At 35.8% G+C, this 20,875-nt stretch carries 21 protein-coding genes; 11 read left to right on the top strand and 10 right to left on the bottom strand.

The features are described from left to right. Positions 1–100 precede the first annotated feature (100 nt). The 7 genes from G3A47_RS04060 (at position 101) to tsaB (ending at position 7,936) form a co-directional block, all read left to right on the top strand. On the top strand, positions 101–802 hold the full coding sequence (locus G3A47_RS04060) for an ABC transporter ATP-binding protein (protein WP_166920653.1): 702 nt from the start codon (positions 101–103) through the stop codon (positions 800–802). Next, positions 795–2,039 carry an ABC transporter permease gene (locus G3A47_RS04055; protein WP_166920651.1) on the top strand — a complete coding sequence of 415 codons (1,245 nt, stop codon included), beginning with the start codon at positions 795–797 and terminating at the stop codon, positions 2,037–2,039. The genes G3A47_RS04060 and G3A47_RS04055 overlap by 8 nt, the downstream gene beginning before the upstream one ends. 2 nt (positions 2,040–2,041) lie before the next feature. After that, positions 2,042–3,307 (top strand): ABC transporter permease, encoded by a 1,266-nt coding sequence (locus G3A47_RS04050; RefSeq protein ID WP_166920649.1) that lies wholly within the window; start codon positions 2,042–2,044, stop codon positions 3,305–3,307. A gap of 41 nt (positions 3,308–3,348) precedes the next feature. Next, the gene (locus tag G3A47_RS04045; RefSeq protein WP_166920647.1) at positions 3,349–4,464 is read left to right on the top strand and encodes an efflux RND transporter periplasmic adaptor subunit; all 1,116 of its coding nucleotides are present in this window, start codon (positions 3,349–3,351) and stop codon (positions 4,462–4,464) included. Positions 4,465–4,542: 78 nt separating this feature from the next. Then, positions 4,543–5,928, top strand: a complete 1,386-nt coding sequence (locus G3A47_RS04040; protein WP_166920645.1) for a TolC family protein — start codon at positions 4,543–4,545, stop codon at positions 5,926–5,928. Positions 5,929–5,934: 6 nt separating this feature from the next. Then, the gene (locus tag G3A47_RS04035) at positions 5,935–7,227 is read left to right on the top strand and encodes an efflux RND transporter periplasmic adaptor subunit (RefSeq protein ID WP_166920643.1); all 1,293 of its coding nucleotides are present in this window, start codon (positions 5,935–5,937) and stop codon (positions 7,225–7,227) included. Between the two features lie 37 nt (positions 7,228–7,264). Next, entirely contained in the window at positions 7,265–7,936 is a 672-nt protein-coding gene (gene tsaB / locus G3A47_RS04030; RefSeq protein ID WP_166920641.1) for a tRNA (adenosine(37)-N6)-threonylcarbamoyltransferase complex dimerization subunit type 1 TsaB, read from the top strand. A 10-nt stretch (positions 7,937–7,946) separates the two neighbouring features. Here the strand turns inward: tsaB and G3A47_RS04025 are convergent, their stop codons facing one another. The 3 genes from G3A47_RS04025 to G3A47_RS04015 form a co-directional block, all read right to left on the bottom strand. Further along, positions 7,947–8,759, bottom strand: coding sequence for a mechanosensitive ion channel family protein (locus tag G3A47_RS04025; RefSeq protein WP_166920639.1), 813 nt, complete (start codon positions 8,757–8,759; stop codon positions 7,947–7,949). A gap of 92 nt (positions 8,760–8,851) precedes the next feature. After that, positions 8,852–9,259: a YtxH domain-containing protein gene (locus tag G3A47_RS04020; protein WP_166920637.1), complete on the bottom strand. Its 408-nt coding sequence runs from the start codon at positions 9,257–9,259 to the stop codon at positions 8,852–8,854. Between the two features lie 154 nt (positions 9,260–9,413). Then, entirely contained in the window at positions 9,414–10,313 is a 900-nt protein-coding gene (locus tag G3A47_RS04015; protein WP_166920635.1) for a NifU family protein, read from the bottom strand. Between the two features lie 144 nt (positions 10,314–10,457). Between G3A47_RS04015 and G3A47_RS04010 the strand changes: the two genes are divergently transcribed. Together G3A47_RS04010 and G3A47_RS04005 are read left to right on the top strand one after the other, a co-directional pair. Beyond that, the gene (locus G3A47_RS04010; protein WP_166920633.1) at positions 10,458–11,447 is read left to right on the top strand and encodes a PorP/SprF family type IX secretion system membrane protein; all 990 of its coding nucleotides are present in this window, start codon (positions 10,458–10,460) and stop codon (positions 11,445–11,447) included. A 13-nt stretch (positions 11,448–11,460) separates the two neighbouring features. Continuing rightward, the gene (locus G3A47_RS04005; RefSeq protein WP_047773157.1) at positions 11,461–11,979 is read left to right on the top strand and encodes a gamma carbonic anhydrase family protein; all 519 of its coding nucleotides are present in this window, start codon (positions 11,461–11,463) and stop codon (positions 11,977–11,979) included. Between the two features lies 1 nt (position 11,980). Here G3A47_RS04005 and G3A47_RS04000 read toward each other — a convergent pair whose 3' ends face one another. From G3A47_RS04000 to G3A47_RS03985, 4 genes are all read right to left on the bottom strand, one after another. Then, a complete protein-coding gene (locus tag G3A47_RS04000; RefSeq protein ID WP_166920631.1) occupies positions 11,981–12,697 on the bottom strand; it encodes a LytR/AlgR family response regulator transcription factor in 717 nt (238 codons plus the stop codon). Positions 12,698–12,888: 191 nt separating this feature from the next. Then, the gene (locus G3A47_RS03995) at positions 12,889–13,986 is read right to left on the bottom strand and encodes a sensor histidine kinase (protein WP_166920629.1); all 1,098 of its coding nucleotides are present in this window, start codon (positions 13,984–13,986) and stop codon (positions 12,889–12,891) included. Continuing rightward, the gene (locus G3A47_RS03990; RefSeq protein ID WP_243860375.1) at positions 13,987–14,322 is read right to left on the bottom strand and encodes a DUF4907 domain-containing protein; all 336 of its coding nucleotides are present in this window, start codon (positions 14,320–14,322) and stop codon (positions 13,987–13,989) included. Further along, positions 14,306–15,313 (bottom strand): Kelch repeat-containing protein, encoded by a 1,008-nt coding sequence (locus tag G3A47_RS03985; RefSeq protein ID WP_166920627.1) that lies wholly within the window; start codon positions 15,311–15,313, stop codon positions 14,306–14,308. Before G3A47_RS03985 ends, G3A47_RS03990 begins: the two co-directional genes overlap by 17 nt. A 337-nt stretch (positions 15,314–15,650) precedes the next feature. Here G3A47_RS03985 and G3A47_RS03980 point away from each other — a divergent pair, with 337 nt between their 5' ends. Further along, positions 15,651–16,976 carry a DUF4270 family protein gene (locus tag G3A47_RS03980; RefSeq protein WP_243860374.1) on the top strand — a complete coding sequence of 442 codons (1,326 nt, stop codon included), beginning with the start codon at positions 15,651–15,653 and terminating at the stop codon, positions 16,974–16,976. Beyond that, a complete protein-coding gene (locus G3A47_RS03975; RefSeq protein ID WP_166920625.1) occupies positions 16,977–18,212 on the top strand; it encodes an aromatic hydrocarbon degradation protein in 1,236 nt (411 codons plus the stop codon). A gap of 3 nt (positions 18,213–18,215) precedes the next feature. On the opposite strand, the gene murI is transcribed toward G3A47_RS03975, so the two are convergent. From murI to G3A47_RS03960, 3 genes are all read right to left on the bottom strand, one after another. Then, positions 18,216–18,992: a glutamate racemase gene (murI, locus tag G3A47_RS03970; protein ID WP_166920623.1), complete on the bottom strand. Its 777-nt coding sequence runs from the start codon at positions 18,990–18,992 to the stop codon at positions 18,216–18,218. 309 nt (positions 18,993–19,301) lie between these two features. Continuing rightward, the gene (locus G3A47_RS03965; RefSeq protein WP_208328338.1) at positions 19,302–19,805 is read right to left on the bottom strand and encodes an OmpH/Skp family outer membrane protein; all 504 of its coding nucleotides are present in this window, start codon (positions 19,803–19,805) and stop codon (positions 19,302–19,304) included. A 14-nt stretch (positions 19,806–19,819) separates the two neighbouring features. After that, complete coding sequence (locus G3A47_RS03960; RefSeq protein ID WP_166920621.1) at positions 19,820–20,833, bottom strand: OmpH/Skp family outer membrane protein; 1,014 nt, start codon at positions 20,831–20,833, stop codon at positions 19,820–19,822. Between the last annotated feature and the right edge of the window lie 42 nt (positions 20,834–20,875).

Here is a 20,875-nt window from a genome sequence, read left to right as displayed (position 1 = left end):
GGAGTCTTATTGGAATAGTAAGGCATAATTATTAACGTTTTGTTATCATAATCGGCTTAATAAAAATGTTATTATTGTTTTAAAATTTAACAATACCACCATGATTGAAATCAAAGATTTGCACAAATCCTATAAGATGGGAAGTTCAGAATTGCATGTGTTAAAAGGAATTAATTTTAATATTGCAGAAGGTGAATTGGTTGCTATTATGGGGTCTTCGGGCTCCGGAAAATCTACACTCCTTAACATTTTAGGAATTTTGGATGAGGCAGATTCCGGAAGTTATATTTTAGATAAAACCCCAATAAAAAAACTGAACGAGACGATAGCTTCCCGATATCGAAATAAGTTTTTAGGATTTGTTTTTCAATCTTTCAATTTAATCAATTATAAATCGGCACTTGATAACGTTGCTATGCCCTTGTATTATCAGGGAGTAAAAAGAAAAGAACGTTATGATATTGCGATGAAATATCTCGAGAAAGTGGGTTTAGGATCGCATTCGCATCACTTGCCAAATGAACTTTCAGGAGGACAAAAACAACGTGTAGCTATTGCAAGAGCGTTAGCCTCAAACCCTAAAGTTTTGCTGGCAGATGAGCCAACAGGAGCTTTAGATACCAAAACTTCGTATGAAGTAATGGAACTTATTCAGGGAATTAACGATGAGGGTAAAACGATCCTGATTGTAACCCATGAGCCGGACATTGCCGCCATGTGCAAAAGAAATGTAGTCCTGAAAGACGGATTAATTATCGATGATAAAATGGTAGAACAAGTTAGAGCTACATCTTATGTTTAATATTGAACGTTGGCACGAAATATTTGACGCCATTTCCAAAAACAAGTTAAGAACTTTTCTAACAGGAGTTTCTGTAGCCTCAGGAATTTTTATTTTAGTGATTTTACTTGGTGCCGGAAAAGGACTTCAGAATGGAATTGAAAAACAGTTTGAGCGTGACGCTGCGGGGATTATTGAAGTTTGGTCAGGAACTACAACAAAAGAGTATAAAGGATTAAATCCCGGAAGACAAATTCAGTTTAGAAATAGCGATTATTCACAATCTGTTCAGAAATTTGAGGATAAATTAGATAGTAGAGCCTCTACTTATAATGTTTGGGGCGCTACCATTTCATACGGAAAAGAGTCAGGAAGTTATCAATATCGTGGAGTAGATCCTGATTATTCGATAATAGAAAACCTAACCGTTGTAGAAGGCAGGTATGTAAACAGTAAAGACCTGGCTAACAATGAGAAGGTTGCGGTTATAGGAATGAAATTAAAAACCGATTTGTTTAAAGACAAAGAAGCCCTTGGAGAACAAATACAGGTTAATAAAATTAATTTTAAAGTAATCGGAGTATTTACAGATCCGGGAGGAGAACGAGAAGAAACCAGAGTTTATTTGCCTAAAACTACAGTACAAAGAGCCTTTGGAGCCGGAGATAAAATAAGCAATTTGTTTTTTACTTTAAACAAAACAAAAGATTACGATGAAGCTTTAGCGCAATCAGAAAAATTCACAAAGGATTTAAAAGATTTATTGAAAAGTAAAAATGTAGTAGCCCCTGATGATGACGGAGGTGTTGGTGTTTACAACTCGGTAAAAGACGCCAAGCAGTTTTATGACTTAAATCTGTACATCAGATTGTTCTTCTGGTGGGTAGGGATATGTACAATTGTAGCCGGAGTGGTAGGTGTAAGTAATATTATGCTGATTATTGTAAAAGAGAGAACAAAAGAAATAGGGATCAGAAAAGCACTAGGCGCGTCACCGTTTTCTATTATTTCGATGATCCTTCATGAATCTATTTTTATTACTACAATAGCCGGTTTTGTTGGCCTGCTGGCAAGTTTGTTATTATTGGAATTTGTTGGGCCAATGGTGCAAAGCGAATATTTTCAAAATCCTGAAGTTGATTTTACGGTGGCACTGACCACCTTGGTTTTACTTGTATTTGCGGGAGCAATGGCCGGTTTTTTTCCGGCGTACAGAGCCGCCAAAATTAAACCTATTGTAGCACTTAGAGACGAATAATTATGTTTAAAAAAGATAATTGGGACGAGATTTTACAGGCCTTAACAGCCAATGTCTTCAGGACGGTGCTTACGGCATTTGGTGTGTTTTGGGGAATTTTTATTCTTGTAATACTGCTTGCGGCAGGAAATGGTTTAGAAAACGGTATTAAAAAAGGTTTTGACGGAATTGCGACCAATACCATGTTTATGTGGAGTCAGACCACCTCAAAGGCCTATAAAGGGTTACCTAAAACACGTCGTTATGATTTTAGAAACAGCGACGTTATGGCTTTAAAACAGGCATTTCCGGATTTATTATATGTTTCACCACGAAATCAGTTGGGTGATTTTAACGGTACAAATAATGTGGTTCGCGGTACCAAGACTTCCTCTTTTACGGTTTATGGCGATTATCCTGAGTTGATCAAACAACAGCCAATGGATATTATAAAAGGACGTTTTGTAAATCAACAGGATATTACCGAGAGAAGAAAAGTGGCGGTTATTGGTAAAGGAGTAATCTCGGAGCTTTACGGAAAAGAAGAAGAGGCTATTGGCAGTTACGTGAAAATAAACGGAATTAATTTTATGGTAATTGGCGTTTATAAATCGAAGCAACAAGGCGGAAATGCAGAACAGGAGCAGAAAAATATCTTTGTTCCGTTTACGACTTTTCAGCTGGCTTTTAATTTTGGAGATAAGGTAGGCTGGATGGCGCTTACAGCAAAAGACGAAGTGTCTATTACCTCTTTAAAACCAAAGATTTTAGAATTGATCAAATCACTACATTCCGTAAACCCTGCAGACGATAGAGCAGTGGGGAACTTTGACCTGTATGAGCAGTTTAATAAGGTTCAAAGTTTGTTTGATATTCTAAAGATCATTGCGTATTTTGTTGGAACTTTAGTTCTGATATCGGGAGTAATTGGTATTTCTAATATTATGCTTATCGTAGTAAAAGAACGCACAAAAGAAATAGGAATCCGAAGAGCATTGGGGGCAACACCTGCAGCTATTAGGGGGCAAATTTTATCAGAGTCTATCTTTTTAACGATCATTTCAGGGATGCTGGGAATTGCAGTGGCAACTGGAATTATAGCGATCCTGAACCTGATTTTAGATTCGCTGCCACCGGATAGTGATACGATGTTTGCCAGTCCAAGTGTAGATTTAAGAGTAGTGTTTGTGGCGCTGTTAATATTAGTAGGATCAGGTTTGCTGGCGGGATTTATTCCGGCTCAGACTGCAATAAATGTGAAGCCTGTAGATGCTTTGCGAACAGAATAAATTATCAATCAAAAAAAATAATCGATTAAACCAAAAACAAAATGAAAAAAGGAGTAACGGTAACCATTTTAATTTTTATTGCTGTAGTTTTCTTTGGCGCATTATATTATTTGTACGCTAAAAATCAAGAGTCCCCTATCGTCTTCAAAACTGAGAAAGCAGAAATTAAAACGATTGTAAAAAATACCATAGCGACAGGTAATATCCAGCCGGATGAAGAGGTTCTAATCAAGCCAAACATTTCGGGTATTATCGAGGAAGTGTATATCAAAGCCGGAGAGAAAATCAAGGCCGGTGATATGATTGCAAAAATCAGGGTTGTAGCCAATGTATCTAATGTAAGCAGTACACAAAATCAGGTACAAACAGCCAAAATTGCTTTAGACAATCAGGAGAAAATCTTTAAAAGACAAAAAACATTGTACGATAAAGATGTTATTTCGGCAAACGATTTTGATGCTGCACAATTGGCTTACACACAGGCCAAACAAAATTATCTGGCAGCCAAACAAAGTTTAGATATTGTAAAAACAGGTACAACTACTTCATTAGGAAATTATGCAAATACTTTAATTCGTTCTACGGTAAACGGAATGGTTCTGGCTGTTCCTGTGAAAGTGGGGAATCAGGTTATTGAAAGCAATAACTTTAATGAAGGAACTACCATTGCAAGTGTTGCAGATGTAGGAAGGATGATTTTTATTGGAAAAATAGATGAATCTGAAGTAGGGAAAATAAAAGAAAAAATGGCGATCGAAATCACAGTCGGAGCAATTGAAAACAAAAAATTTGATGCTTTTTTAACCGATATAGCCCCAAAAGGAGTAACGGAGAACGGAGCAATTCAGTTTGAAATTAAAGCTTCATTGCCCAATAAAGAGAAAACTTTTATTAGAGCCGGTTTGAGCGCAAATGCTTCCATTATTCTGGAAAAAGCAGATAAAGTGCTTGCTATTAAAGAATCATTAGTTCAATTTGACAAAAAAACACAAAAACCTTACGTAGAAATTGAAACATCTCCTCAGAAATTTCAAAGAAGAGATTTAGTTTTGGGAGTAAGTGACGGAATTTATGTTCAAATTAAAAGCGGTATCAAAAATACGGATAAGATCAAAATCTGGAATCAAGGTTTGGTAACAGAAGAAGAGAAGAAATAATTTGAAATTTGTAGGTTTTTTGGTTTTAAAATAAGTTAAATTTGTGTAGTATTGGTACTATACTATCATTCAAAATATATGAAAATAAATAAATATAATACGCTTGTTTTTACTATGCTTTTAGGTTTTGGATTATCAGGCCAGGCACAAGCAAAAAAATGGACTTTAGAAGAATGTGTGCGTTATGCATTAGATAATAATATCACGATAAAATTATCAGACTTAGATACAAAGACGGCTGCGATTGATAAAAGAGGGGCAATAGGTAATTATCTGCCTTCTGTGAGTGGGTCTGCCTCACACTCCTGGAACATTGGTTTGAACGTAAACCCTGTTACCAACATTGCACAAACGTCAACTACACAATATTCATCCCTTGGGGTGAGTGCCGGAGTAGATATTTACAAAGGATTACAAAATCAAAATACACTCAGAAGAGCTAATCTTTCTATTATTGCGTCAAAGTATCAGTTGCTTAAAATGCAGGAAGATATTAGTCTGAATGTGGCCAATGCTTTTTTGCAGATTCTTTTTAATAAAGAAAATCTAAAAGTAAAAACTGAGCAGTTGTCTATAGATGAAAAACGACTTGCGCGCTCTGAAGAAATGGTAAATGCTGGGACAATACCGCGTGGTGATTTGTTTGATTTAAAGGCTACCGTAGCTACGGACAAACAAAATATTATTATCGCCGAAAACAGTTTATTGATTTCTAAATTAAGTTTAGCGCAACTTTTGCAGCTTAAAGAATTTGCAGATTTTGATGTGATTGATGATACGAATGCTAAAGATGAAAATAACATTATGGCACAAAAGCCTATTGATATTTATAACAAAGCCAAAGAGATCAGAACAGAGTTAAAATTAGCGCAGACCAATCTTGAAATAGCGGAGAAGAATGTTGCTATTGCAAGAGGAGCGTATCAGCCAACGCTTAGAGGGATTTATTCGTTTAGTACTAGTGCGAGTTATAGTGAAATTCCAATAGGTAAGGATGCTGATGGAAATGTTATCTATGGTAATGCACTTCCGGTCCTTGATCAATTTAGTAATAATAAAGGTCATAATTTTGGCTTTCGATTAGAAGTCCCGATTTTTAACGGGTTTTCCACCAGAAATAATGTAGAGCGTAATAAAGTAAGTTTAGAAAAATCAAGAATAGATTTAGAGCAAAAAAGTTTAGATTTGCAACGTAATGTTTACACTGCTTTTACAGATGCAAAAGGTGCTTTAAATACGTACGAATCATCTACTGTGACTTTAGAAGCGAGACAGCAGGCTTATAATTATGCAAAAGAAAAGTACGATGTAGGTTTGATGAATTCATTTGATTTTACACAGTCGCAGACTTTGCTGACCAATGCTCAATCGGATGTGATCAGAACTAAATACGATTACATGTTTAAAATAAAAATACTTGAATTTTACTTCGGAATTCCAATTGTTCCAATTAGCACAAAATAATTTAGTATGTCAAAAAAAACAGTTTATTTCTTAGTCGGTGGCGCAATAGTGGTTATTGTCGCCTTGGTTGTTCTTTCGAAATCAGGGGTAATAGGAAATAAGGATGAGGGAAAAGAGGTCGAGATTTCAAAAGTAACAGCTTCAACGATTGTTGAAACGGTTTCGGCAACGGGTAAAATTCAACCTGAGATCGAAGTAAAAATTGCTTCAATGGTGTCAGGTGAGATCATCGCGCTGAATGTAAAAGAAGGGCAAGTTGTCAAAAAAGGAGATTTGCTGGTAAAAATAAATCCGGATTTATATACTTCCGGATTGGATCGCTCTATGGCTAATTTAGCAGGATCTAAAGCGGGTTTGACACAGTCTGATGCCAGTTTTAAAGAAGCTAAGGCAAATTACGAGAGAAACAAAACCTTGTATGACAAAGGCGTAATCTCAAAATCAGATTGGGACAAAGCAGTGGCCTCTTTTGAAGTAGCTAAAGCAACAAAACAAAATGCCTATTATGCCGTTCAGGGCGCTTCGGCTTCTGTAACCGAAGCAAGAGATAATTTGGGACGTACTACTATTTATGCTCCTGCAGATGGAACTATTTCTGTTTTGAATGTAGAATTGGGCGAACGTGTTTTGGGAACGCAGCAAATGGCAGGAACAGAGCTTTTAAGAGTGGCCAACCTGAACAATATGGAGGTTGAAGTTGACGTAAATGAAAATGATATTGTAAAGATAAAAATTGGTGATGAAGCCAATGTTGAAGTTGACGCTTATCTGAAAAAGAAGTTCAGAGGTGTTGTAACCAGTATTTCTAATTCGGCAAGCACCGCTTTGACGGCAGATCAGGTGACTAATTTTAAAGTTAAAGTCCGCATTTTAAAAGAATCGTATCAGGATTTATTAGAAGGTAAACCTGCTTCCTATTCTCCTTTCAGACCGGGGATGACGGCTACGGTAGACATTAGTACGCAAACTAAAAACAATGTTTTGGCAGTACCAATTAGTTCCGTTGTTGTAAAATCGGATACCGCTGCCGTAAAGGATTTTACAGTAGAAGACCCGAACGCAGATAAAAAAGCAGCTCCCAAAAGCGATAAGAAATACGAATGTGTTTTTGTGAAATCGGGAAATAAAGCGAAGATCAGAATCATCAAAACAGGTATTCAGGACGATACGAATATCGAAGTGATTACAGGTTTGAAACCGGGAGATGTAGTCATTACAGGACCTTATACGACGGTTTCTAAAGAATTAAATTCAGGCGATAAAGTGAAGCTTAAAAAAGCGGATACAGCTAAGAAATAATTCAGGTTAAATAATTCAACTTTTAAAAAATAATACATTGTCTTTTATTCTCAATATCGAAACAGCAACTAAAAACTGTTCTGTAGCAATTGCCAAAAATGGTGAAACAATTTTGTGTAAAGAAATCGCTGAAGAAGGATATTCCCATGCCGAAAAATTACATGTTTTCATTGAAGAAGTAATTGCCGAAGCGGGAATTTCTGTTCAGGATCTGGTGGCTATAGCGGTAGGTCAGGGACCAGGTTCTTATACCGGTTTGCGAATTGGAGTTTCGGCTGCAAAAGGCTTGTGTTATGCTTTAAACATTCCGTTGATTGCAGTTGATACTTTATTGACTTTAGCTTCTCAGGCTCAGGTTACGGATGGAAAAATAATCCCGATGCTTGATGCCAGAAGGATGGAAGTATACAGCGAGATTTTTAATGCTAATTTAGAAGTAGAGAGAGCCATTCAGGCAGAGGTTATAGACGAGCACTCTTTTGAAAGCATCACCGAGACAGTCTATTTTGTTGGAGATTGTGCCGAAAAAGCCAAAGCAGTTCTGACCAGAGAAAATTTTATCTTTTTAGAAGCTATCAAATACCCTTCGGCTAGAGCCATGAGTAAAATCAGTTTTGATAAGTATCAAAAAAGCGACACCGTAGATGTCGCTTATTTTGAACCTTATTACTTAAAAGATTTTATGATGACTACGCCATCAAAAAAATAAGAAGTAAATTTTATTTTTGTAATGTGTACGGCTGAATTGCAATTCCGGCTTCATCTAAAGCGGTTTTGCAATTTTCAAGCGTTTGTGCAAAAACACTGCCGTAGTTTTCATTCTTTGCCCACGGACGTACAGAAAACTCTATAGAACTCGTTGTTAGATTTTTGACAAAAACTTCCGGAGCCGGGTTTTTAAGGACATTAGGATTTCCGGTTAAAGCACTTAAAAGCACTTCTTTTGCTTTTTTGATATCTGAATCATAAGAGATAGCAAAAGTTAAATCAGCTCTTCTCTCTCCCTGCATTGAGTAATTAATGATCGTTCCGTTAGACAATGAACCGTTAGGAACAAAAACAGTTTGGTTGTTGGCAGTGAGCATTTTAGTAACGAAAATCTGAATTTCAACTACTGTTGCGATAACCCCTTGTGCTTCAATAGTATCTCCGACTTTAAAAGGTTTGAAAACAATAATTAACATTCCTCCTGCAAAGTTAGAAAGAGAACCTTGCAACGATAAACCAACGGCAAGTCCCATTGCTCCTAAGATGGCAACAAAAGAAGAAGTTTCAATTCCAAGTTTTGAAATAAAAGTTACAAATAATAAAATTCGCAAAGCCCATAATAAAATATCAGCAAGAAATTTCGTTAAGGTTGGGTCCAGATTTCTCTTGACCATTATCTTTCTAATGATTCTGTTTATTAATCTAATGGCATATAAACCAATAAATAAAATTACAAATGCCGAAATGAATTTTGGCGAATAATCAAGTAATACGTCTATAAATTTAGTAGCGTAATTACTAAGTTGTTCTGGATTGATGTTCATATTATAAGAATAAAAAAACCTTCCCAACAGAGAAGGTGTATTAGTGCTGCAAATATAAAGATATTTATTTTTATAAGAAAAGATGTGGCTTTTTATTCCTTATCAGAAGCCTCATCGGCAATCTCATCTTTTGCAATTACTGTTTCTTCACTTGCATCGGCTACGGTTTCTGAAATGACAGTTTTAGTTTCGCCGGTTAAATCATCCGCTTTTTCTTTTACAGAATCAATGACGTTACTGATCGAATCAGAAGCTTTTTCAGCATATTCGCTCACGGTTTCTTTGGCCTGACTGGCATATTCGGCAGCGCTGTTGAGTAGTGGTTCTGCAGCTTCTTTGGCTTTGGCGATTGTTTCTTCTGCAAAAGTTTCTGCTTGATCAATATAAGGAGCAGCAGCTTCTTTAGCTTGTTCAAAAGTGCTTTCTGCCTGATTGGCCAAATCTGTAGCTGATTCTTTGGCTGAGCCAAATAAATTCTTAAAAAACGAAGATAATCCCATAATTTCTGATTTTGATTGGTTTATATTACAATATTAACTATTTCTACAGAATTTATAGCGTTAAAGTTGAAATAATTTACTGTAAATTAGATAGATAGGGTGAAATAAAAAAGCGCCTCGATTGAGACGCTTCTGTTTTTTATACAATTTTGTTTTATGCGTTTACAGCTTCTACTTTAATGCCTTCATCGTTTAACATGCTTTTTAGCATATTTTCGATTCCGCTTTTAAGTGTAAAAGTAGAGGAAGGACAACCGCTGCAAGCTCCTTGTAAAATTACTTTTACTGTTTTGTCATTTTCATTGTAGGAGTCAAACGCAATATTACCACCATCAGCAGCTACTGCCGGTTTTACGTATTCTTCCAGTATATTGATAATTTGCTGAGAAGTAACATCTAGTTTGTCAAATGCTTCATCTTTAGTGATGTCGTTTTTAGTTGAAGTTTCAATTAAGGTCTCATCCAAAACTGTTCCTCCGTTTTCGATAAATTGTTTAATGAAAGTTCGTACTTCAAGTGTGATTTCCTGCCAGTCATTGATGTCATATTTCGTTACCGAGATATAATTTTCGTCGATAAAAACTTCTTTAACATAAGGAAATTTAAACAATTCCTTTGCTAATGGAGAAGAAGCGGTCTGATCGATGTTTTTGTATTCAACAGCATTTCGGGTCAACATTCTGCTAACAACGAATTTTAATGCAGCCGGATTTGGAGTTGTTTCTCCATAAACCGTAATAGGTTGTTTTTTAGCAGTACTTTCCTCGATTTTTATGATTACACCACCTTTGTTTACAAAGGATTCGATTTGTTCTGCAACAGCCTCTTTTACATCATCCCATTCTACAATACTGTATCTTTCAATAGCAATAAAATTTCCTGAGATATAAACTGTTTTTACAAACGGAAGATAGAATAATTGCTGCGCCAATGGAGAAGATTGTGCCTCATCAATATTTTTGAATTCAAAGTTTTGATTTTGAGTGATGAAATCCTCAAATTCGAACTTTAAGATCGTTGGATTTTGAGTTTCTTTTATGGTGATTTTTGTCATGAGTTTTATTTTTTTTGCAAATTTAGTAAAGTTATTTTCTACTAATACCTATATTTGATTTTTTAATAAAATAATTAAGACTCTTTTCAAATTAATCGTATTAAATGCAAAGAGTTGTACGTATATCTTAGCAATGTTGCTTTTATGGAATTTAGAATCAGAGTATTGTTTGTATTTTTAGTTAGCTCTCTTTATTCTTATTCACAAGAAGGAATCCCTGTGTATTCCGATTACCTGTCTGATAACTATTATTTAATTCATCCTTCGATGGCGGGCGCGGCCAATTGTGCTAAAATCAGGCTTACCGCCAGAAAGCAATGGTTTGGTCAGGAAGACGCCCCAGCTTTACAAACATTAAGTTTTAATGGTAGAATAGGGGAGCGATCCGGAGCCGGGATTATTGTTTTTAATGATAAAAACGGATACCATTCTCAAAAAGGTTTTAAACTTACCTATGCCCACCATATTATGTTTTCAAGAGACGAAATCGATTTGAATCAGCTTTCTTTTGGAATTAGTGGGGGTGTTATCCAGAATCAGTTAGATGAGACGCAATTCGGAACCACTTTTGATCCACTTATTTTTAATTCTGTTCAAAAAGACTCTTATTTTAATGTTGATGTCGGTGCTTCTTATAACTACCTTGATTTTTATGCTCATGCTACTGTTCAGGGATTATTGGAAAACAGAAGAGAATTGTATAGTGATTTTGAAAGCGATAACCTCAGAAAGCTTTTGCTTAGTGCCGGTTATGTTTTTGGAAAAAATCAAAGTATTACCTGGGAGCCCTCTGTTTTGTTTCAGTACTTCGATAAGACCAAAGAAAAGTCAATCGATCTCAACTTAAAGGCTTACAAAAGCATGGATTTTGGAAGTTTGTGGGCCGCATTATCTTATAGAAGAAGCTTCGATGGGGCTCAATATAGCCCAGGAAGCGGGGTTGCTTCTCAGAAATTACAATATTTTACACCTATAATTGGTATAAATTATAAAAACTTCATGTTTGCGTATACGTATTCTCAAGTTACCGGAGATGTGAAATTTGATACCGGTGGTTACCACCAAATTACTTTGGGAATCAATTTGTTTTGTAAAAAAGAACGTTACGATTGTAATTGTCCTGCTATTAATTAAAAACCCTTTTTTTATGTTAATTAAATCTGTAAACGGAAAATCACCAGCAATTCCTGAGGATTGTTATGTAGCCGAAAACGCGACTATTGTCGGAGATGTTACTTTTGGAGACTCCTGTAGTGTTTGGTTCAATGCTGTCATTCGTGGGGATGTTCATTATATTAAAATCGGAAATAAAGTAAATATTCAGGACGGAGCCGTTATTCACTGTACTTATCAAAAACACCCAACTATTATTGGTAATAATGTTTCAATTGGTCATAATGCAATTGTACACGGCTGTACGGTTCATGACAATGTTTTAATTGGTATGGGGGCTATCGTTATGGACAATTGTGTAATCGAAAGCAATTCTATTGTAGCTGCCGGTGCCGTTTTAACACAAAATACGGTTGTGACTTCAGGAAGCATTTATGCCGGAGTTCCGGCACGAAAAGTAAAAGAGATTGATCAGTCTGACTTTGCGGGCGAAATCGAACGTATTTCTAACAATTATGTAATGTATTCGGGTTGGTTTAAAGACGAAGAATAGTCTACAAATTGATTCTTTCGAAAAAAGCATTTTTATAGCTTTCACTTATCGGAATTCGTTTATCGCTAATCAATACTTTGTTTTTTTGTATTGATTTGACATGTTTTATATTGATGATATACGATCGGTGTATTCTTGAAAATCCTTTGCTGGAAAGTAAATTCTCTAGTTTTATTAAACTGATTAAAGTCAGGGTGAATTTATTATCTGTGGTGTAGATTTTTACATAATCTTTTAGGCCTTCGATAAATAAAATATCCGAAAAATTCATTTTTACATTTTCATATTCAGCTCTCACGAACATAAAATCAGGTTCTAATTCGGGAGCAGTAGTCGTTTCAGAAATGGCCTGAATGGCAGCCGTCGGATTTAAAATTTGCTGTGCTCTTACGACAGATTTCAAAAAGCGGTGAAAAGGAATCGGTTTTACCAAATAATCAACAGCGCCAAGGTTAAAACCTTCAACCGCATAATCAGAATAGGCAGTTGTGAAAATAATCAGCGGTTTTTTTTCTATGGTATTCAGAAACTCAATTCCGGAGAAATGCGGCATCTGAATGTCTAAAAAAATCAAATCAACATTGTTGTGATTGATAAAGGAAACAGCATCAATAGCATTATTGAAGGTATTGAGCAATTCGAGTGAATCTATCTTTTTGACAAAGTCTTCTAATAGTTCAACTGCTAACGGTTCGTCGTCTATAATTACACATTTCATTTGTTGGGGATTAGATTTCTTAAGTTCGTTTTGGTACTCAAAAGTAATTCGAAACCAATAAAATAAGTTTTAAAGTTTTCATAAAAAACGGGTTTTGGTCTAGTTGACATTCTTTATTTGTAAGGTTCAAAGGGACAAAGGCTCAGAGGTTTTGGTTTGTTTGAAAATAAACTTAGAATCTTAGCTCCTCCCTAATTTATTGCGGTTTGAATACTGTCCAGTTTTAAATTTAAATGAATACGATAAATTTTATCGTCCTGAGTTATGGTCAGTTCGTGTGCGTTTGGATAAAGCAGTCCCAAACGATTTTGGATATTGACCATTCCAATTCCTGAATTTTCGGGGTCTTTTACATAGTTTTCAATAGTATTTTCGATCCAAAAGTCAAGGTTGTTGTCCAGGATAAAAATTTTGATTTTTACATGAGCAGCGCCTTTATAGTCAGTTCCGTATTTAAAAGCATTTTCTACAAAAGAAATCAGTAACAAAGGTTCGATAAACTTATTTCGGGGATCTCCATGTACGTTGATGAAAATGTCTTCTATGTTGTTGAGCCGGAGCTTTTGCAGTTCGATATAGTTCTGAATATAATTGATTTCTTTTTCTAAAGCCACCGTTTTATTGTCTGTTTCATATAACATATAGCGCATTAATTCAGATAAAGTTACGATAGCATCAGGGACCAAATCAGATTTTTTATGTGCCAGTGAATAGATGCTGTTTAACGAATTGAACAAAAAATGCGGATTGGTTTGTTTTCGCAGATAGGTCAACTCTGTATTGGTTCTATGGGTTTCGGCAATTAGTTTGTTTTGTTGGTTGTTGTAAAATTCAGTTAGTGTTCGGATACTGGCGCTAATGGTAATAATTAAAAAGTAAAAAAGCGAAGGTCCAATTTTAAAAAACAACGGCTGTTTGGCTCTGAATATTTTGAAATGAGCCCCTTTTGAAATTTTTAAGGTACGAGACGGAACCAGTTCCAGCGATTTAATATGTTTGAATTCAGGTACGAAATAGTACTCCCTTACAATCATAAACAATGCTATAAGGGGGATAACAATAGCGGTGTAAGTCCAGTATTTTTTTTCTAAAAGCAGGACAGGCACCAGATAGAAATAATTCAGATAAAACAGAATAATTCCTGTAAACCATTGTACATAAAAATCAGTGTTAATGGTAAACGGGCTTTCGTAAAACTGAAGTAATGACGTCAGAATAAAGAAAATCCATATTGTGACATGGAACAGGAGTTTATTCGATTTTGTATTTCTTATTGCGCCTATGTTCATTTAGAATTTTATTTTCAATAAAATTAACTCATTTTCAGTTACCGTTGGCGATCCCATCTGATGGAGTTTTTTTGCTACTAAATTTACTGTTTTAAGCGCATCTTCCTCCGTAGAAAAGCTTTTCGATTCATTTATCACCGGGATTACAGACTGCTTGATTATAATTTTATTTTTATACGTAATGAAGTAGCCCCATCCTGAAGTTGTTCGGAAGGTCTCGGTTTCAAATGTTTCTGCTTTGGTACAGGCGCTAAGCTGTAAAACCAGTACAAGGGAGAGCCAATTTGCCCGAATTCTGCTGCGGGAAAAACTTTTCGATTTAATTGTCATCATCATTTTGCTCCTCTAAAGGTTTGAATTCCCAGGCATCATCAAAATAGGAAGAGCCAATTTTTCCCAGCATATAAAAGCTGCGATTGTTAATTGTAAAACCTACTGCATCGGTTCTCCCGGCACCTTCCATAGCAGTTCTTTCGGTCCAGAGATCAGTTGACGGATTGTACTCCCAAATTGTTTTTAAGCCTTCACCTCCTACAACATAACCTAAGCCGTTTAAGGAAAAAGCGGATGCATTTGAACGTGTGATGGAATACTCATCGTTGTACGAATCGTCATCATTGGTGTCCCTGTCTACATCTCTTTTTCGGGTCCAGGTATCGGTAGCGGTGTTAAACTCCCAAAAATCTTCCTGATAAACCCCATTGTTAATTCCGGTTACCAAATATGCTTTTTGATCAATCACAAATACAGTAGCATTACGTCTTTTGTTGCCACTAAATCCGTTTTGAAGAGCCCATGTATCGGTTTGATCATCATAGCGATAAAAATCTTTTAGGTAGTTTCCGTCATAACCCGTTCCAAAATAAGCTTTTCCACCTGCCTGAAAACCCACAGCGGCATATCTGGCCGTACCTGCAAAATCAGCTTTTTTGGTCCAGTTGTTGCTAACGGGATCGTATTGATAAAAATCTTTCAGTTTATTGGTTCCGTCATAACCTAACCCAATATATCCTTTGTCGTTTAGTGTAAAACCGGAGGCAGAACTTCTTCCAATACCCGGAAAATTGGCTTTTTGCTCCCAATAATCTCCATTGGAGTTGTAGGCCCATAAATCTTTTAAATAATCGTCTCCGGTATAGCCTGTTGTTATGTAAGCATAATTGCCAATAACAAAACTGCTGGCACTAGATCTTGCAGGGCCATCAAATGCTGACTTTTTTATCCAGTTTCCAATTAAATCCTCTTCTTCATCATCCTTGCTGCAACTTATAAAAACAAGGTTAGAAAATAATGCGGCGAACAAAATTCCTTTTTTAAAACTATTCATAGTGTGTCAAATTTATTTATGGTTTGTATTTGATCCTGTTCCCTAAAAATGATTTGCTGTCAGGATTGTAATTATCCGGATTTTCAAATCAGCTATAAAGTTTACCGGTCTTGCTTACAGGCTCAAAAGTAGATGGCTACTGTTTTAAAAAAAAAGAAGATATATGTATGGTACATTTTGATAGACTAAACAGCCTTTTTGCGGGTCGAATCACATATTTGAATGTGTTTGCCTGTTGTAGATGTTCTTTTGCTTCTTATAGAGTAAAAATGGCCGCTTGTATATGTTATAGTGTGGTGCCGAAAAGCGCCCTATATATTTGTCCAAAAATAGAATTATGAACAAGTTTATAGGGATGTTGTTTTTTGCTTTTGCATTGTTTTCCTGCGGAACAGATACAGATGCAGGAGCATTTGTTGTTGGGTCAGATTATGTGTCGGTAAACAACAAGGTGATTTTAATTGATACGGTAACCGTCGAAATGTCAACTATAAATTTTGACTCGCTTATTACTTCCGGTCAAAGCAGGATATTGGTTGGAAATTACAACGATCCCGTTTTTGGAAAAGTAAAAACAGACAGTTATTTTCAATTGACATCAAAAACATACACTTTACCCAATGGCGGATCCGACACGGAGTCGAGTAAATATGTTTTTGACTCCATTTCGATGATTTTAAAGTACGATAACTACTATTATGGAGATACTACAAAAGTGCAGACCTTTAACATTCATCGGGTACTTCAGAAAGTAAAACCCAATACAGATGATTATAATTTTTACAATAATTCCACTCTAAATTATAGTAATGAAAGTTTAGGTTCTGTTTCGTACAAACCAAGACCCGGAGAAAAGGATTCAATTAATATAAAAATGAATCCTGTTTTTGGGGCTGAGATTTTTCAAAAAATCAAGAAGAGAGAAATCAATGATGAGACCAGCTTTACAGAGTATTTAAAGGGACTTGTTCTTGTGCCTTCCGCTTCTAATTCGTCAAGTTTAATTGGTTTTAATACAACCAATAGTGTTGTTCGAATGTATTATTCAAAGTATCAGAGCAACGACGAAAAATCTTTTTATATTGATTTTGTAATTTCAGATGTAAATAAACAGTTCAATTCTATTTCATTAGACAAAACAGGAACCTTGCTTCAAAATCTGCCGAATTCAAGTAGTAAACTATCAAGTTCTTTAACCAACAGACAAGGATTTATACAATCCGGAAGCGGTGTTGCCTGCCGATTGGATTTTCCGAACCTGAAACAGTTTAAGTATATCTCAGAGAACGGAGCAATCGTAGACGCTGAACTGATCTTAAAACCGGTTAACAATTCCTATTCCGAACAGTACCCTTTGGCGGATTCTATACAGGTATATGTGGCAGACAATCTGAACAGAATTAGCGGTGCATTGCTAAATCCTGTGGGATCTGCCGTATATGGTAAGTTAAACAAAAAGAGTGATGAGTTTAATGAAAATATGGGGTATTCCTTTCGTATTGCGTCATTTTTGCAAAAAGAAATGCTCAAAAAAACCAACTCCAGATCTTCTCTGATCCTTACATTGCCGGGTGTTTATAAGACGGTGAACAGGATTGTGTTGGGGGACCAAAAGCATCTGAATAATAAAATTCAATTGAAAATTTATTACATCTCTTATTAAATGAAAAATAAAATAATTTTCTTCAGCTCTTTGTTTTTAGTATCGCTGATTTCGTTTTCTCAAAGTATTTCGAGTTCCCCTTATTCCTTATACGGTCTGGGTAGTTTGTATGATTCAGATTTTGGTGCAATTCCTTCTATTGGTTCGTCGGGAATAGCTTTGCCGTCGGATAATTTTATCAATAATCGCAATCCGGCTTCGCTGGGGTATCTGTCTTTAAATCATTTTATACTTGATATCGGTGGCAAGGCAATTGCAACAACGTATCAAAATAGTTCAAAGACAGAAAAGAGGAATAATTTCCAGTTTTCGCATATTGCTTTTGCTTTTCCGGTAACTAAAAACTCGGGATTTAGTGTTGCTTTGAAACCGTATTCCAGTGCCACATTTAAAATCACGGATCTGAAATTGCCGATACTGAATAGTCAGGAATCGTATTATGTAACGGCGTCAGGGTCGGGAGGGTTGAATAATTTTGATTTTTCATACGGATATCGATTTGGAAGTAAACTGGCAGTAGGTCTTTCCGGTACTGTGTTATTTGGAAAGACAAAGGACGACAGAAGCTATTTAATTTCGAAGTCAACGGCAAACATCAATAAAGAAACAAGTTATAACGGAGTTCGTGCTACTTTGGGAGCTCAGTATAAAATTGATTCTACTTTTACGATTGCTTCTACTTTCAAAGTGCCCAGCAGAATCAGAGCTTCAAAAGTACAAAGTGTTGAAAGCAGAACCGATGGGATTCAAACTATTTTTGAATCTAATGTAGTGTCTGATACCGATGATTTTTATTTGCCTTTAGAAATTGGTATAGGGATCAGCAAGCGTTTCAAAAACAATGTAAATATGACGATAGATTATGAAAAAAGTTTTTGGAATGATACGAATCAATCCGAGTTGTACGGCAATTTTGTGAATCAGGACAGATTTGCTTTAGGATTTAGCTTTAGGACAAAAAAGGATATTCGGAAATATTGGGATAGAATTCAATATGGAGTGGGGGCTAATTTTGACACCGGTTATCTTGAAGTTGAAGGGAAAAGAGTTAATAATGCAGCAGTTTCCTTTGGACTTTCATTGCCGATAGAAAACACTTTTTCTGCTTTAAATATATCTTATTCCTATGGACAAAAAGGGGCGATTTCAAACAATCTGATCAAAGAAAATTATCATAAAATCTCGCTCAGTTTGTCTTTGGATGGTATTTGGTTCGTCAAGCGAAAAATCGACTAACGTTTAAAAATCCTTTTGTACAACCGGGTATTTATCGTTTAAGATAGCTTTTAAAACGGATGGATCTGAATTGACATAAAAAACAGGTTCGCTATTACTCTCGTCTGAAAAACCAACTTTTTCACGCAATACATTTTGCGTTTGACGTGCCACAGCCTCTCCTGAATCGATAATCTGAATATGTTCCGGAAGGATTTTTTTGATCTGTGGAATTAAGTACGGATAATGGCTACATCCCAACACTAAGTAATCAATATTTGCGGCTATCATGGGTTGCAGATAGGTCTCTAATAATTGAGTCATTTCAGGCGAATTAAGATTGCCATCTTCAATAAGCTGAACCAATCCGTGACCTACTTGTTCAATAATAGTAGTGTGCTGAAACATTTCGGCTGTTTTGTTAAACAACTCACTGTTTAGTGTTCCTTGTGTTGCAAGGATTCCAATCACCTGTGTTTTTGAGTTAGTGGCCGCAGGTTTTATCGCAGGTTCAATTCCGATGAAAGGAATATCGTAGCTTGCACGAAGTTCGCGAATAGCATTTGTGGTAGCGGTATTACAAGCTACAACAATTAGTTTGCAATTGTTCTCGATTAAAAAATCAACATTTTTTTTGCTTAAGGTAACGATCTCTTCTTTGGTTCTTTGACCATAAGGAGCATTTTTGCTGTCGGCTAAGTAAATTGTTTTTTCGTTTGGTAACAGTTCGTGAATGGCATTCCAAATGGAAGTTCCTCCAATACCGGAATCAAAAACACCTATAGGATTGTTATTCGTCATAAAGCAAAGTTACATATTTCTGCGTTTCTCTACAATTTGTGTTTTAAATAAAATAGGTTTTTTTGAGGTTCTGAGGTTCTGAGGTTCTGAGGTTCTGAGGTTCTGAGGTGCAAAGGTGCAAAGGTGCAAAGGTGCAAAGGTGCGAGGGGCTTCGACTTCGCTCAGCCTGACATCGGGTTTTGTTGGTCTTTCTTAATTTTTGGAATTTGGAATTTCAAAAATTTGGAATTTAGTTCACCATTTTTTTGATATAAAAAAACGGCTCAAACTTAAAAAGCAGAGCCGTTTTTTATAATAAGAAAGTGTTTCTTAGAATCCTAAGTCTTTTTTAACATCAGCAGTAACGTTTGGACCGTCAGCTAATAAAAGAGTAGAACCGTCTAATACATATTGGAAACCTTTAGCTTTTCCAACTTTTTGGATAGAAGCTCTTACTTTTTCCATTAATGGTTTTACGATATCAGTTTCTTTTTGTTGTAGTTCTTTTTGTGCATTGTCTCTGTAATCAACAATTCTTTTTTGCATGTCTTGAACTTCTTTAGAACGCTCACCGTTTACAGCTTCTGTTACTGTAGCAGCTTCAGCCTCATACTTTTTGATTTTTACTTGGTATTCGTCAACCATTTTTTTGTATTCAGCATCGTATGTACCACTTAATTTTTGTAGTTGGTTCTGAGCGTCAAGCATTGCAGGCATTTTCGACATAATCTCGCTAACATCAACATGAGCTACCTTAGCTTGTGCGTTCATTGTGTTATTTGCTGCTAAAATAAGTACAGCAGCAATTAGTAAAGTTTTGATTTGTTTCATCATTTTTAAAATATTAATTAATTATTGGTCGTATTTGTTTTCTGTGCTGCGGCTTCTTTTGCTTTTTTGGCCGCTTCTCTCTCTTCTAAAATTTTCTTTTTTCTTTCTTCTAATTCTTTTTTACGTTGCTCGTAAAGTTTTTGTCTTTCTTCTGCTTTATTGTCTACTGCCGGTGGTTGAGCTGTTGTTGTTTTTTGCTCAGTTGCAGCAGCGGGTTTGTCAGTAGACGGGCTGGTTTTGGTAGCGTCTGTTTTGGCTGGTTCAGAAACCGTGCCATTTTTTCTGGCTTCTCTTTCTGCTAATAATGCTTTTCTTCTGTCTTCGTATTCTTTCTTTTTAGCTTCCTGCTCCAGTTTTCGATCCTGAATTAATTTTTCTCTTGCTGCTTTTCTGTCGTCAAGTACTTTTTGTCTGTCCTTCATGGCAGGATTTTCATCGATAGCGTTTTCAAGGCTTTCTTTTTTCTCCTGCTCTTTCAATTGTTTTTTAGTCAATTGTTCGCGCTTGTCCGTTCGGTTCAGGATTCGGATCACCTGATCGCTGATGTCAAACTTTTTATTGCTGAAAAGCATCGTTAAATCAGAGGATTTGTCAAAAACAAAATCATAATTTTTGGCTTCTGCAATATCCTGAACGGCTGTGAAAACCTGATCCTGAATTGGCTTTGCTAAAGCAGCTTTATGTCGGATTAAATTACCGTCGGCTCCAAATTGCTTTTGCTGGTAATCCAACATTTCTGTCTCCAGAAATTTTATCTCTGTTTCTCTTTCGTCAATAAGCTCTTTGGTTAGTAAAGCTTTTTCAGCTTTAAGGCTTTCCTTGAGATTATTGATATCTGTTTTTTTGGTCTCAATTTCTTGTTTCCATTTTTGAGCTTTAAGCTCTAATTGTGCATTTGCTTCTTTGTAATCAGAGACATTTTCTAAGATATACTCCATATCTATGTAGCCAATCCTTGTCGATCTTGTCTGTGCCTGACTTGTACTTGCTACAATCGAGGCTAAAAATATAAATAAAAACTGTTTTCTCATAACATTACTTTCATTTGAAAATTTTTAACCAAATATAAGAAT

This window comes from Flavobacterium poyangense (genome assembly GCF_011751075.1).
Taxonomy (GTDB): Bacteria; Bacteroidota; Bacteroidia; order Flavobacteriales; family Flavobacteriaceae; genus Flavobacterium; species Flavobacterium poyangense.
Note: the sequence above shows the minus strand (reverse complement) of the source record. Positions and strands in the feature narration are given on the sequence as shown.

Bases quoted from the DNA above. Each gene is read 5' to 3' on its own strand.
- G3A47_RS04060 (WP_166920653.1), top strand. From the start codon at position 101: ATGATTGAAATCAAAGATTTGCACAAATCCTATAAGATGGGAAGTTCA.
- G3A47_RS04055 (WP_166920651.1), top strand. From the start codon at position 795: ATGTTTAATATTGAACGTTGGCACGAAATATTTGACGCCATTTCCAAA.
- G3A47_RS04050 (WP_166920649.1), top strand. From the start codon at position 2,042: ATGTTTAAAAAAGATAATTGGGACGAGATTTTACAGGCCTTAACAGCC.
- G3A47_RS04045 (WP_166920647.1), top strand. From the start codon at position 3,349: ATGAAAAAAGGAGTAACGGTAACCATTTTAATTTTTATTGCTGTAGTT.
- G3A47_RS04040 (WP_166920645.1), top strand. From the start codon at position 4,543: ATGAAAATAAATAAATATAATACGCTTGTTTTTACTATGCTTTTAGGT.
- G3A47_RS04035 (WP_166920643.1), top strand. From the start codon at position 5,935: ATGTCAAAAAAAACAGTTTATTTCTTAGTCGGTGGCGCAATAGTGGTT.
- G3A47_RS04025 (WP_166920639.1), bottom strand. From the start codon at position 8,759: ATGAACATCAATCCAGAACAACTTAGTAATTACGCTACTAAATTTATA.
- G3A47_RS04020 (WP_166920637.1), bottom strand. From the start codon at position 9,259: ATGGGATTATCTTCGTTTTTTAAGAATTTATTTGGCTCAGCCAAAGAA.
- G3A47_RS04015 (WP_166920635.1), bottom strand. From the start codon at position 10,313: ATGACAAAAATCACCATAAAAGAAACTCAAAATCCAACGATCTTAAAG.
- G3A47_RS04010 (WP_166920633.1), top strand. From the start codon at position 10,458: ATGGAATTTAGAATCAGAGTATTGTTTGTATTTTTAGTTAGCTCTCTT.
- G3A47_RS04005 (WP_047773157.1), top strand. From the start codon at position 11,461: ATGTTAATTAAATCTGTAAACGGAAAATCACCAGCAATTCCTGAGGAT.
- G3A47_RS04000 (WP_166920631.1), bottom strand. From the start codon at position 12,697: ATGAAATGTGTAATTATAGACGACGAACCGTTAGCAGTTGAACTATTA.
- G3A47_RS03995 (WP_166920629.1), bottom strand. From the start codon at position 13,986: ATGAACATAGGCGCAATAAGAAATACAAAATCGAATAAACTCCTGTTC.
- G3A47_RS03990 (WP_243860375.1), bottom strand. From the start codon at position 14,322: ATGATGATGACAATTAAATCGAAAAGTTTTTCCCGCAGCAGAATTCGG.
- G3A47_RS03985 (WP_166920627.1), bottom strand. From the start codon at position 15,313: ATGAATAGTTTTAAAAAAGGAATTTTGTTCGCCGCATTATTTTCTAAC.
- G3A47_RS03980 (WP_243860374.1), top strand. From the start codon at position 15,651: ATGAACAAGTTTATAGGGATGTTGTTTTTTGCTTTTGCATTGTTTTCC.
- G3A47_RS03975 (WP_166920625.1), top strand. From the start codon at position 16,977: ATGAAAAATAAAATAATTTTCTTCAGCTCTTTGTTTTTAGTATCGCTG.
- murI (WP_166920623.1), bottom strand. From the start codon at position 18,992: ATGACGAATAACAATCCTATAGGTGTTTTTGATTCCGGTATTGGAGGA.
- G3A47_RS03965 (WP_208328338.1), bottom strand. From the start codon at position 19,805: ATGATGAAACAAATCAAAACTTTACTAATTGCTGCTGTACTTATTTTA.
- G3A47_RS03960 (WP_166920621.1), bottom strand. From the start codon at position 20,833: ATGAGAAAACAGTTTTTATTTATATTTTTAGCCTCGATTGTAGCAAGT.